The sequence below is a fragment of the Cupriavidus sp. 22TCCZM04-2 genome, from assembly GCF_057798895.1.
Genome location: NZ_JBYOJS010000001.1, coordinates 242474 through 254626, shown reverse-complemented (window position 1 = coordinate 254626; position 12153 = coordinate 242474). Strand labels below are relative to the sequence as shown.

Here is a 12153-nt window from a genome sequence, read left to right as displayed (position 1 = left end):
CCTCTTTGTTTTCCGTATTGTCTTAATGACGGAATAACCCGCGCATCAGCCGGAGTGGTCGCGTCACTCGGTAGGACACGGAATTCGCTAACTGATTTGCCACTTCTTCGGAGCGGTCCAGTTTGGCGCGTAGTGCCTCATTGTCCTGCGACATGGTTTTGATTGTTTCGGCCATGGCAGCCACTTCATGCAACGCCTTCGAAATGACAACCTCACGCTGCAACTCTTCGTTCAACCCGATTTTTTCGCGTAGCTCGACAGAAAGTGTCGCTACCTGGTCTCGCAGTTGCTGAACTTCCTGAAACTGCTCGCGTTGCGCCTGATCAAGTTCCCATCGGCGTAAAACTGAATCGCCTAGGTTGGCGAACATTTCCTTGACGTACTGAAACGACTCTTTGTTTTTTGTGATTTCCAGCAATTGTCTTACTGCCGGATTCTGATTTTCTCCTACAAGCAGCACACCCAAGCCGGCCGAATGATCGAATTCAATACCCGGATACTGTTTGGCAATTTCGCTCCAATACTGCCACACGCCAAATCCGCGCTCACGAACGTTGGTATCGTGAAAGATGACAATGGCACGATCTGAAAGCTTTGGTAACCACGTTTCGAAATCATGGCGTACCGCTTCGTAGGTGTGCAGACCGTCAATATGCAAAAGATCCACCGTGCCATCCGCGAAATATCCAGCAGCCTCATCGAAAGTCATTCGCATAAGCCGTGAGAAACTCGCGAAGTTATCTTCGTTATACTTGGCGAGATTGAAAAATACATCGTCGCCATAGTACCCTGCGTGCTCGTCGCCCTGCCAAGTGTCAACTGCGTAACATTTGGTGTCGAGGTGCTCTGCGGCCACCGTTTGACAGAGTGCCGCGTAGGACATGCCAGAGTGTGATCCCAACTCGACAAAAATTCTCGGTTTGGCTTCAGCCATCAACCATGCGCCGAATGGTACATGTCCCGTCCATGCGCTCAAAACAAGCCTCGTCGGCTTGATGAACATGGCCGCGTTCGTCGGGAAGTTAGAGAGGGTTCCTCCCATGAGAGATCCGCCTTGAAGATGCATTGTAAGCTCAATATTGTACCTCGATCGTATAGTGACGGCCACCAACGCTGCCACCAGATGGTCCGCTCTGTCCACCTCGCTCTCGTTGAGTCAGTCGTGTTTTTCCTGTACGGCAGCCGAATTGATGTCGCTTCATGTGCGACTCAGTGAGGTTATACTCCCTCCGGCGCAAAGAAGGAGAAGACGTTGCAAGGGAAACGGGAAGATGGATCGAGGTTTGGTCTTGTCGGTGTAATTTTAATATCGGTGGTCGTACTGCTCTTCGTGATGCCTTGGGCCCCCGAGTTCCCCGGCGAAGATTTGGAACGTTCATGGCAACTCGGTTTGAATTACGCGACAGCGAACGGACTCCGTTTTGGCTCGGACGTGATCTTCACGTTTGGACCATTTAGCGCCGCCTATACCAGAGGCTATTTTCCGGGAACCTTTTCTTCGACGCAGTTTGTCACGGCACTATTGGGCTTTGTTTTGCTCGCATGTAAGTGGCGTTTGCGACCTTCGGATCGGGCGAACATTCCGTACTTTGTGATCTGGGCTTTGATGATTACGATCATCAGTTCATTGTATTTGCGCGATGCCTTATTCTTGATTTCACCATACCTTGTACTTTGCAACATGCTGCAAGACTGGCGTAAATCGGGAGGCATTGGCGCCGTATCCGTGGCTGGGATAATTTTGTTGGCGGCAATTAGCCTGGTAAAACTGACATTTGCGATTGCCAGCATTTCGGTATTGGCTCTATCGATCTTTCTGCCCGTAAAACCGTTGCAACGAATCATGCCGGTGGGGCTCTATCTGCTCGGCTTGTTGCTGTTTTGGGTTCTTTCCGGCCAGCAGTTGGGAGATATTTGCGCGTATTTCGTTGGAGCGATCCCAATCGTGTCCGGCTATACCGACGCAATGTCGGTGGACGGGTCCCTGTTCCCTCTGGCTTTGTTTATTATCGGGGCGATCATTGCGTTTCTCATTTCCATTCCTGACAGAAAGCCGCTGGAAACAGTGGCTATGGTGATGACGCTTTTCTTCTCGTTCAAAGCCGCCTATGTTCGTCAGGATATCCACGAGGTTATCGCCGCAGGCACACTGGTGCTGATTGCGCTTTGGTATGCTTCCCAGAGTCAGAACATTCGCTCCCTTGGGCTCGTGGCGATTTCACTCATGCTTTGCGGCTACAGCATAAAGGTCCAAGCGAACCTGGGGCCCAGGCAAATGGTGGACAAGTGGGCTCGGCATGCTGTGGCGAGTCTGCGAGGGGCGACGGCCCTTGCTAGTGACCCGCAATCATTCGAACGGCGATTCCATGATGATCTGAACGAAATAGCCCGTCAGCATCCGATACCCGGAGAGGGCTCGATGGATAGTTACTCGTACCACCAGACAGCCGTAATCGCAAACAGTGCAATATGGAGTTCCAGGCCGGTGATGCAGAGCTATTCTGCCTATACGGCGGGGCTGGCAGAACTCAATGCCACACACCTGTCACAACAGACACGACCCGAACGATTGGTGCTCAATATTGAACCGATCGATGGGCGCTACGGTCCGATGGACGATGGCAGGAGCTGGCCGGAAATCTGGAGTCGCTACAAGCTAAGTGGTGTAAGTTCGGTGGGACTTCTGTTTCGAGCGGGGGGGGAAAGGCAGATCAAATACGCGAACGTGTCACCTCTTCGAGCGCATCTTGGCGATGAGATTTCGCTTGCTGAGCGCCGCGGTCGCTTGATCTGGGTTAGGGTGAAAATAAGGAAAAACTTAGTGGGCAATCTGCTAGGGTTGTTCTTTCGCCCGCCGCAACTGAGGATTGACGTAAAGGATGTGAACGGGCACTGGTCAAGCTATCGATATCTAGCACGGGTGGGCGAGGGAGGTTTTCTGTTGTCGCCCGCGATCATTGATAGCGCGGGCTTCGAGAAAGTGACTCGCGCCATCGAGCAGGGAGAGCCGTTGCCTTCCTCAGTCGATGCCTTCCGTATTGCACAGTCATCGTCGTCGTGGATCAGTGCTTACGAGTCAGGGTTCGAATTGGAGTTGTCAACGCTGGAGTTTGGGGCGTCTCCCAAGTAGGTATTGGATGCCAACATTCAATTGGTGACGAAGGATCGTCCCAAGGATTCGGGAGGGGTGGCGGGTCAATGGACAGGAACAATGCGCGGATCCCTCCAATTCGTCCAGATACCCTCATTTTGCGCAACGGCTTGGAGAGTCACGACAATCGTCTTGCCTTTGAAGTTGCCTACGTCGATGGCGAGATCATGCCATCGGTCGGCGAGGTTGCGCGGTCCCGACAGCGTCAGTTCGGCGGACCTCGCTTCCTCGGCACTCGGACCTGCCGTCAGCTTCATGACGACGGGTTCCACTGCAGCGCCGGCGTTCCATACAGGGTCGATACGCACCTGAACAATCAATGTCGAGGGGCCGTGGACCGGCACATTTCGCATGTGAACAGCGTATCCGGTCTTGAGGAGCATATCCTTGTGTTCGATACTCCCTTCGACTGTTCTCAGATCCGTGTTGATGCCGCCATTTACCTTGGCCGTGCGGCTGCCTTCGATCGCGGGCCAAGTTGCCAGCTCAAGAGTCTGACCGGTGATATCAAATCCCCCGTCATCAAGCAAACGGAGTAAGGCTGCCGGTCCCAAGGCGCCTGCGCAAAGCACTGCTGCCGTGGCCGCAAGAAAAGCACGGCCCGGTGTGCCGAAGAGGAACCGCACAAACAGCGATGCCAGTGCTTTCATCGTTCCAACACTCTTGAGGATGCGTGCATTGCTGCCAGGTGCTTCCGCATGGCGATGACGACGAGTGCAGCAGCTGCCAGGGCGATACCCACGAGCCAGACATAGAACTCATTGAACTCACCCGAATAACGCACGCTCGGGTAGCGTGACATGTAGACAAGCCAGTACTCGATACCGACGGGAGCTAGCAGCAGCGTGGATGCCTGGGCGCTGATGGACGACAAGCCCTGACCGACTGCCAGTATCACCGGGATCAGTGCGAACAGCATGATGCCAAGAATGAAGTGATCATCCCGCCGATAAAGCGCCATGCCGGGAATGAGTGGCAGCAGGAAAAAGGCGATGACGGCCAGCGAGAGCTTCCAGTTGGTGCCCAAAGACCTTGCCAGGCCAATGATGGCGACAATGCCGGCGGTCATGCAAAAGCCGAAGAAAGGACGATTCATCTGCGTCAGGAATAGCGATGACGCGAAGCTTCGCCAAGTGAGTTCCTGGTTCTTATAGGAAAAGGATCCCAGCCAGGTGAACAGCTCGTAAGGGATCAGCGCCTTCAAGAGATTCATGAACGGCAGTGCGGAGAGATTGGCTGCCGTGGTTTGACGATAGAAATTCCTTGCAATCTCGTCGACCCCGTGGTGGAAGCCATGCGAAACGGAAACATCATAGAGATAGTAAAGGCGCAAGGCGGATGCGTTTCCTGTCAAACGCTCAGCCAGGAACCATAGCGCCGGAAAGGCTGCTGCAACTGCGAGGATCCCGCTGGCGGTAACCAGCCGCTTTGGCACTGTTGGGGCGCAGAACATCAGATAGAGAGCCAAGACCCCGCAGAGTGAAAGATGTGCCCACAGAAACGAGCCGTGAATCAGGAACGTAACTCCGCTGATTACGGTTGCTCCCAGATAGCGCCCATTCAACATCAAAGCGGCGGCGCAGACGGCTGCATAGACTCCGAACAGCTTCGGCCAGGTACCAGCGATATTGAACACAAGTGCTGGCGAGGCCAGTACGATGAAATAGAACACGGATCGGGCGTGATCGGCAACGAATCTTCGGCCCATCCATACCACGGCGAGCACAATATTCGCATTGAGCCAAGTCCAGAGCGCTATGTAGAAATACTGCAGCGCCGCCGGGAAGACATTGTATTCGCCGCCTGGAGGCCGGCCGACACCGGTCAATGCGCCGAGTGTAATCAAGCCGCCGAGGAATGGCCGGTCAAACAGCGAAAAATCCTGCAGGTGGCTCAGTTTCTTTCCATACAACAGATACTGAGCCTGCCACAGGCCTTGCGGCGAGTCGCCGGGCGTAATGGCAGTCAGCCTGTACAGCGTCCAGAACAGATTCTCGCCTCGGGCCTCGCCGTACTCGAACGAAACCAGAATGGCGAAGCAAAAGAGACCATAGATCCAGTTCAGGCCAAGAGACGGCCACGCAGCTTTGAAGTCCCTCGCGGTGGTTTTCCAGGCCAGACCGAGAAACAGGCAGAGTGCGGGAAGAACGAACTTAACAATGCGCGCATCGATGGCAAGAGCCGCCCCAGTAATCAATGCGTGGGCGAGGATGCCGACGAGAGGGGCCAGCAGAAGTCGAAGTGCGGTCTCATCAGCACCGGTTTGACGCCACGTCCGACGCAGGATTTGGGTGCCCAACAGGGACATTAAGGCCTGATAGCCGATCGCAAACAGAATGGCCAGGAATATGACTCGAATCATTGGCTATCGGGCGATCAGGACGCAACTGCAAACGGCAGTTGTGAACTCCGCTGTGTATGGAAAAGATGCGCTGTATCGCAGACTTTCACGGGGAGGCAGTCCTGTAGAAGGTTAGCGAAACGTAAACCGCTTATGTCCCACATAGCTGGTAAACACCGGTACCGCCACCCCAACGAAATGCGCAATCTCCTTTGCGTACCGGGTAATGCTCAACGCTGGTAGCACGTAATAGGCAAGCACCATGCTGACCGCCCAGGTCTGCGCGACGGCTGCAACGTTGACCAGCGTGAAAATCAGCGCCGAGCGCCCGGTAGACTGCGTCGAGGTGGTGAAGACGAACATCTTCGCCAGCACAAAAGCCGTCACCATGCCGGTCAGGTACGCGACAACGATCGCGTATGAGTACGGCATCCACACGTTGTAGAGGATTCGGCTACTCCAGTTGACAGCGGCGGCAAAGCCGCCCGTCAGCAGAAACAGCAGGAAAGTGCGAGATGGCATCAGAACATCCTGGCCATCTTGCGCGACAGCCCGATGCTTTCCGAGATGCCGCGGTCTTCCGGGTAGTAATAGGACGTGTCTGCCACCAGCAGGCCCTTTACGGGGAGCTGGATCGGCGGCAGGCGGTCGAGATATCCCGGTTCGCAGATTGGCTGTGCGAAGCGGTAACGGCTTGCTCGGACCTCAAGGAAATCGCTCTCCTTCAGCGACGGGTTTATCTTCATCAGGTAGGACTTCACCTTGTCGATGAAGACATTGTCCGGGTCCTGGTAAATCGGATGCTCGCCGGGCACGTAATACGGTACATAGACGATGTGGTTCTCCATCTTGCGCAGGTTCGTATATTCGACGATACCCGGGATGTCCATGTCGGGGTCATTGACGTTGAGCCAGAAGTTTTCCGTAACGGCCTTTTTCAGCTTGGCAATGACGCAGACCACGGCGACGTTTTTGACGCTCTTGAACCTGTCGAGCACGTCAATGGGCAGGTCCGGCATGATGCGAGGCACGTATGGCAGCGGTACGGTGCTGATGACCTTGTCGTAGCTCTCTACGCCATCCTTGGTCTCAACGCCCTTGACGATGCCATCTTCGATGACGACCCGTTGCACCGGTGTAGACAACCGGAACTCGCCGCCACCGGCGATGATGGCGTCGCGCATCGCGTTCAGCAAAGTGTCCGAACCTCCATCGAGATAACCGAGCTTCTCATGGAACAGGTTGTAACGCGAGCGGCCGATCCGGCGAATACGGCTCCAGATCCAGGCGGCTGACAGGTTGTAGGCGTGATCGTAGAACTTGTAGTCGAACAGGCGCCGCCAGAGGACTTCCCATGCCTCTTCACCGATCCATCGGCGGATCCAGCCGGTCGCTTCGACCTTGTCCAGAGGGCGCCAGTCGTCGCGCTTGGTAGACAGGAACGCGTGCAGGCCGTAGCGGAATTTGGCAATGAAGCTGAGGCCCTTGAACTTCAAAAGGGCCATGGGATTGCCCCAGGGCTGGACCTTTCCCTGGTAGTAATAACCCATCTTGGTTTCGCGCCATTGCAGCTTGTCGATGAGCCCCAGTTCCTTCAGGACTTCGAAGAAAGCGACGTCCGACGTTGCGTGGAAATGGTAATAGCGCTCGATCGATGTGCCGCCGAAATCGAAACAGGCTGCCATGCCGCCGACGCGGTCATCGGCTTCGTAAACGACTGGCTTGTGCCCGTCGCGCATGAGTTGGTAGGCGGCGCCCAGGCCCATCGGACCCGCGCCGAGTACGGCGATGCGTTGCGACATTCAGAACTCCAGCACCACGCGGCTGTAGCGCGGATCGTTAAATGTTTCGTCGACGGCCTTCTTGAAGGGAGTCGAGGTGACGCCGAAGATGCCCGGCCAGTCGATGACCTCGAATTCGTCCTTGGCGCTAAGCGCAGCAAGCTGTTGCGTCGTGAACGGCGGATTCTTGTCGAACAGTGACCAGGTCCAGAGCAGTGCATAGAACAGCCCGTACGGAATGCGCACGATCGGGGTCTTTGAGCTGGTAGCCTGCTTGATCTCGCGGATGATGTCGATGTAATCGACCTTCTCATGCCCGGAGATGTTGTACACGCCTGCGCCGCGCCGGTTTTCAATGCAGCTGATGATGATGCGGCAGAAGTCGCCGACATAAAGGGGCTGGCGCATATAGCGCCCGCTCCCCGGAATCGGGAATACCGGGACTTTTTGCATGAAACGCGAGAGCCAGCCGAGGTGCTTGCGGTCGAACCAGCCGAACATCAGCGTTGGGCGCAGGATCGGGCAGGGGACGCCGCTGGCGAGCACCATATCTTCCTGTGCTTTCTTGCTGCGCGTGTAGAAATCGTCGGCCACGGACTCGACCACTGACGAGCTGATGTGGACGAGGTAAGGCACGTTCTTTGCCTTGATTGCATCCAGGATAACGCGCGTCGAATCGACGTTGTTGCGCACGAATTCCTGCCAATCGGTGCCGCCAATCTGCGCCTGCAGCATGACCACGACCGCTGCGCCATCGAAGTGAGCCAGCCAGTCACCGGGCACCGAGACGTCGACGCATTCGACGGTCACATCGGGTTGGGTCTTCCTGAGGACTTCCACGTTGGCGCGATGCTTGTCGAGCACAACGATGTTGCTGTAGCCCAGGTCCTTCAGGCGGGCCACGAGGTTCTGTCCAACCAGGCCGGCTCCGCCCGGGAGGACGATCTTTTCATTCAGATTTTTCACACTTCGCCTCGATTCATGATGTTCGGTGTATTGCAGTCCGCTATGGGCAGGTCATCGGGAGACAACACGTTGACCGGGCCGCTGCCAATGCCAATGCAGCGCGCAGCCTTGCATTCAAATATCCATCTTGTTAAAGACAACGCTCGGCAAATGGCGGATCACCATCATGATCACGGCCCATTTCCCCGGTGCGTAGACTACTGGCTTGCCCGCGCGCATCCCGTTGACGATGCACTTCGCGACGTCTTCCACCCGGGCCATCTTGCTGGCCTGTGCGGTCATATGCGCGGTCATCGGCGTGGCGGTGGGGCCGGGCTTGATCAGTACGACCTTCACGCCGTTGCGGCCGCCGAGTGCCATGCGGTGCTGCAGGCCTTGGGCGTACCGGGTCACCATGCCTTTGGCGGCGCCGTAGACATAGTTGGACTTGCGTCCGCGGTCGCCGGCCACCGAACCGATGATGCCGAGGGTACCGCGGTTGGCATTGGCCATGTGTCCGGCGAAGGCTTCAGCGATCAAGACGGGCGAGATGCCGTTGACGGTCAGCGCCTCCGTGGATGCGGAGAGATCCTGCTGGCAGAGCTCCTGGTCGGGCAGCGAGCCGTGCGCAATCAGTACGGTGTCGAGCGGGCCATCTGCCGCGATGGTATCGGCCAGTTGGCGGATCGCGGCCGGGTCGGTGAACCCGCTCTCGACAATGCGGACCGCCCCGCGCGGGCCGCGAACCCGGAGATCGGCAGCGATGCGCTCGGCCTTCTCGCGGTTGCGAACCACAAGCGTCAGTTCTGCCCCTGGTTCGGTGGCCCATGTGCGCGCGCAATGTTCGGCGATCGAGGAGGTTGCGCCGACGATGACGATTCGCTTTCTCTGGTCTTGCAAGATCAGTGCCCCATGAGTCTGCGTGACAGGGCGGAGCTGATGCCCGGATCACGAAATGGAAGAAATTCCGCAAGTCGTGGATAGCCGGCTTCGAACAGGTCGCGCGGCATGCGGGCGTCCTTGGCCGGATAGAGCCGCCCGCTTGCGTCGCGGACGATGGCGTCAAGACGATCGAACAGCCTCGCGGTCTTCTCGCCCCGGTTGGGGAAGTCGAGCGCGAGCGTGACGCCGGGCTCCGGAAAGCTCAGCATTCCGGGCGCCTGCCGGTCGCCGAAGGTCTTGAGCACGGCCAGGAACGAGCCCTCGCCCGACCGGGCGATCTCGGTCAGCATGGCCGGAACGGCATCACGGCCGACCGCACGGGGTACCACGCTCTGGTACTGGAAGAAGCCTTTGGGACCGTACATACGGTTCCATTGGTGCAGGTTGTCCAGCGGGTAGAAGAACGGCTCATAGTGGGCCACGCCACGACCCGCCTTCCACTTGTTCAGATGGAAGTAGGCGGTATTGAATGGCCGAAGCGTCAGTCCGTTCACCAGTGAAACCGGTGGCACGAACGGCATCGTCTTGCTGCGGCCCTTTGGCTCCGGCAAGCCCGTCGCAGCGCTCGGATTGCCGCGCATGAAGAGCCCGCGCTGCGAGCTGCCGCCCAGGCAGTCGATCCAGGAGACCGTGTGCTCCCAATCTGCCTCCGAGCTATCGGCAATGGCGAAGAATTCGTCCAGGCTGGCATAAGGCAGGGTTTCGGTGTCGAGCCAGGGCCCGGCAATCCGCCGCAGCTGCAGCTCTGCGGTCACGATGACTCCAGTCAGGCCCAATCCGCCGACGGTCGCGGCAAACCATTCGGGCCGCTCGCCAGGGCCGCATTCGAGCACGCTGCCATCGGTACGCACCAGCGTCAGTCGGCGAACGTGGTCACCGAATGATCCGAAGACATGGTGGTTCTTGCCATGCACGTCGTTCGCGATGGCGCCGCCGACCGTGATGAGCTGGGTGCCTGGTGTTACCGGCAGCATCCAGCCACGCGGCAGCGCGAGATGCTGGATGTCTCGCAGCAGCACCCCAGCCTCGCAGATCAGGCGCCCGTTCATGTCGTCGAACGCGATAAAGCGGTCGAGGCCGGTCGTCTTCCAGAGCCTGTGGCCGGGATTGAGGCAGACGTCGCCATAGCTGCGACCCATGCCGTGCGCGAGTCCGGGCAGCGAGCCGGCAAGGTGCTGCGCCACCTGCGTCCGGTCGGTCAGCGCCTGAACTTCATGTTCCCAGCTTGCGAGCCGGCCCCACGACGAGACGCCTACCACGGCCACCCCACGGTCCCCATCGCCAGCACGGCGGCGAACGCAACGCCGGCCAGTTGGCTGGCGCCGTCCTTGACTGCGAAGATCAGCGGGTCGTCATGCATTTGGCCGCGATGCGCCTTCATCCACATCCAGCTAACCCAGAACAGCATGATGGGCACCGCCCCCCAGATGAATTCCGGGGTGCGGTAGAGCACCAGCACGGACTCGCTGTTGAGGTAGAGCGCGAGCACCAGGACGGAAGCGTAGCCGGCGCCAATGCCGAGTGACTGGATCAGCGGCGCATCGCTTGTGTAATAGCCGCGCCCATGGACCTTTTCCTTGCCGTTCTGCAGCTGGACTTCGAGTTCGGCGTAGCGCTTGACGAACGCCAGCGACATGAACAGGAAGATCGAAAACGCCAGCAGCCAGAACGTCATCGGCAGCATTGCCGCGGCGGCGCCGGCGATGATGCGCAACGTGTAGAGCAATGCCAGTACCAGGCAGTCGACCAGGATGATTCGCTTGAGCGCAAGAGAATAGGCGCAGGTGACGATGAAGTAGACGGCCAGCCAGGGCAGGAAGCTGCCGCCGACGAACCACCCCAGCGCCATGCTGATCAGCAGCAATAAAGGCGCCAGTACCACGCCTTTCCACGCGGGAACCTGGCCGGACGCGAATGGGCGGAAGCGCTTGCGAGGGTGCTGGCGATCGCTTTCCAGGTCGAGCAGGTCGTTGGCGATATAGACCGATGAGGCGCAGATGCTGAACGAGAAGAACGCCAGGAACATCGCGATCCACGTCGAACCGCTGGTCAGTTCGTGGCCGGCAAACATCGGCACGAACAGCAGCAGGTTCTTGAGCCACTGGTGGACCCGCAGCACGCGGCGCCATGCCGTGAAGCCGAGCCCTTCCGCCGGGAACACCCGTTCGACTTCGCAGCAGCCGCCGGCAGCTTTGGCCAGGCTGGCCGATCCGTTGACGACGATGGCATTGCGCGAGCAGCGCCAGACGGCGATATCGGCGCTCGAGTTGCCAACATAGTCGAAGCCGGCTTGACCGTAGCGCTCGTGGAGGACGGCGGCCTTGTTGGGCCCGGCGAGGTTCGTCACGCCATCGCTGGCCATGACCTCATCGAAAATGGTCAGGTGTTCGGCGATGGCGAGCGCCAGCGACTTGTCAGACGCCGTGCACAGAACCAGCTTGCGGCCTGCGGCTTTCTGCACCTTGAGCCATTCGAGCAGTTCGGCATTGTAGGGCAGGGAGGCGGGGTCGATCTCGACGAGTCCTGCCAGGCGTTCCTTGAGTACCGCCTTGCCTCGCGAAAGCCAGAGAGGGATGCGCAGGACGCTCGCCGGACTGTCCCGCAAGACGCGCAGTGCGGATTCGTGGAGCATGTCCGTGCGAATCAATGTGCCGTCCAGATCTACTACGAGTGGCATGGATACCACGAAACCCCTCCCAAAAACTTGTTATGGACTACCCGCGCGCGAGATCGGCGTGGCGGCAGCCAATGGTGTTAGCGCAGCCTGCACTCAATTTCTGGATCTCGGATTCGTCTGTGGCCGGGCGTTGCTGGCACAAAGCGAATATGGCAATCCGGCGTATCCCGCCGCCTCAGCCCTGTGTGGCCATCTGGCCTCGCGTGAGTGCGAACACCGTCTTCCGCAACGACGCCAGTATTTTACCGGCATCTTTTATGCGTGTACCCGGTTCCGAGCCTATTTCGAGTCACAATGCCATGGCATGTGAGCTGAC

At 58.2% G+C, this 12153-nt stretch carries 11 protein-coding genes; 2 read left to right on the top strand and 9 right to left on the bottom strand.

Annotation, left to right across the window (positions count from 1 at the left end):
* Positions 1 to 22: 22 nt before the first annotated feature.
* Complete coding sequence (locus tag AC3FKG_RS01165) at positions 23 to 1042, bottom strand: class I SAM-dependent methyltransferase (RefSeq protein WP_488742215.1); 1020 nt, start codon at positions 1040 to 1042, stop codon at positions 23 to 25.
* Between the two features lie 210 nt (positions 1043 to 1252).
* Here AC3FKG_RS01165 and AC3FKG_RS01160 point away from each other — a divergent pair, with 210 nt between their 5' ends.
* The gene (locus AC3FKG_RS01160; RefSeq protein WP_488742214.1) at positions 1253 to 3130 is read left to right on the top strand and encodes a hypothetical protein; all 1878 of its coding nucleotides are present in this window, start codon (positions 1253 to 1255) and stop codon (positions 3128 to 3130) included.
* Positions 3131 to 3195: 65 nt separating this feature from the next.
* Here AC3FKG_RS01160 and AC3FKG_RS01155 read toward each other — a convergent pair whose 3' ends face one another.
* The 8 genes from AC3FKG_RS01155 to AC3FKG_RS01120 form a co-directional block, all read right to left on the bottom strand.
* Positions 3196 to 3801, bottom strand: coding sequence for a hypothetical protein (locus AC3FKG_RS01155; protein WP_488742213.1), 606 nt, complete (start codon positions 3799 to 3801; stop codon positions 3196 to 3198).
* Complete coding sequence (locus AC3FKG_RS01150; RefSeq protein WP_488742212.1) at positions 3798 to 5513, bottom strand: hypothetical protein; 1716 nt, start codon at positions 5511 to 5513, stop codon at positions 3798 to 3800. The genes AC3FKG_RS01155 and AC3FKG_RS01150 overlap by 4 nt, the downstream gene beginning before the upstream one ends.
* 111 nt (positions 5514 to 5624) lie before the next feature.
* The gene (locus AC3FKG_RS01145) at positions 5625 to 6014 is read right to left on the bottom strand and encodes a GtrA family protein (RefSeq protein ID WP_488742211.1); all 390 of its coding nucleotides are present in this window, start codon (positions 6012 to 6014) and stop codon (positions 5625 to 5627) included.
* Complete coding sequence (locus AC3FKG_RS01140) at positions 6014 to 7294, bottom strand: NAD(P)/FAD-dependent oxidoreductase (RefSeq protein ID WP_488742210.1); 1281 nt, start codon at positions 7292 to 7294, stop codon at positions 6014 to 6016. Before AC3FKG_RS01140 ends, AC3FKG_RS01145 begins: the two co-directional genes overlap by 1 nt.
* Positions 7295 to 8230, bottom strand: a complete 936-nt coding sequence (locus tag AC3FKG_RS01135; protein ID WP_488742407.1) for an NAD-dependent epimerase/dehydratase family protein — start codon at positions 8228 to 8230, stop codon at positions 7295 to 7297.
* Between the two features lie 123 nt (positions 8231 to 8353).
* Positions 8354 to 9118 carry an SDR family NAD(P)-dependent oxidoreductase gene (locus tag AC3FKG_RS01130; protein WP_488742209.1) on the bottom strand — a complete coding sequence of 255 codons (765 nt, stop codon included), beginning with the start codon at positions 9116 to 9118 and terminating at the stop codon, positions 8354 to 8356.
* A gap of 2 nt (positions 9119 to 9120) precedes the next feature.
* Positions 9121 to 10419, bottom strand: coding sequence for an FAD-binding oxidoreductase (locus AC3FKG_RS01125; RefSeq protein WP_488742406.1), 1299 nt, complete (start codon positions 10417 to 10419; stop codon positions 9121 to 9123).
* Positions 10413 to 11837 (bottom strand): UbiA family prenyltransferase, encoded by a 1425-nt coding sequence (locus AC3FKG_RS01120; protein WP_488742208.1) that lies wholly within the window; start codon positions 11835 to 11837, stop codon positions 10413 to 10415. Before AC3FKG_RS01120 ends, AC3FKG_RS01125 begins: the two co-directional genes overlap by 7 nt.
* On the opposite strand from AC3FKG_RS01120, the gene AC3FKG_RS01115 reads away from it, so the two are divergent.
* On the top strand, positions 11836 to 12147 hold the full coding sequence (locus AC3FKG_RS01115; RefSeq protein WP_488742207.1) for a hypothetical protein: 312 nt from the start codon (positions 11836 to 11838) through the stop codon (positions 12145 to 12147). The two genes, AC3FKG_RS01120 and AC3FKG_RS01115, sit on opposite strands and share 2 nt — an antisense overlap.
* The last annotated feature ends 6 nt before the right edge of the window (positions 12148 to 12153 follow it).

Bases quoted from the DNA above. Each gene is read 5' to 3' on its own strand.
- AC3FKG_RS01155 (WP_488742213.1), bottom strand. From the start codon at position 3,801: ATGAAAGCACTGGCATCGCTGTTTGTGCGGTTCCTCTTCGGCACACCG.
- AC3FKG_RS01115 (WP_488742207.1), top strand. From the start codon at position 11,836: ATGGATACCACGAAACCCCTCCCAAAAACTTGTTATGGACTACCCGCG.
- AC3FKG_RS01145 (WP_488742211.1), bottom strand. From the start codon at position 6,014: ATGCCATCTCGCACTTTCCTGCTGTTTCTGCTGACGGGCGGCTTTGCC.
- AC3FKG_RS01140 (WP_488742210.1), bottom strand. From the start codon at position 7,294: ATGTCGCAACGCATCGCCGTACTCGGCGCGGGTCCGATGGGCCTGGGC.
- AC3FKG_RS01165 (WP_488742215.1), bottom strand. From the start codon at position 1,042: ATGGGAGGAACCCTCTCTAACTTCCCGACGAACGCGGCCATGTTCATC.
- AC3FKG_RS01120 (WP_488742208.1), bottom strand. From the start codon at position 11,837: ATGCCACTCGTAGTAGATCTGGACGGCACATTGATTCGCACGGACATG.
- AC3FKG_RS01150 (WP_488742212.1), bottom strand. From the start codon at position 5,513: ATGATTCGAGTCATATTCCTGGCCATTCTGTTTGCGATCGGCTATCAG.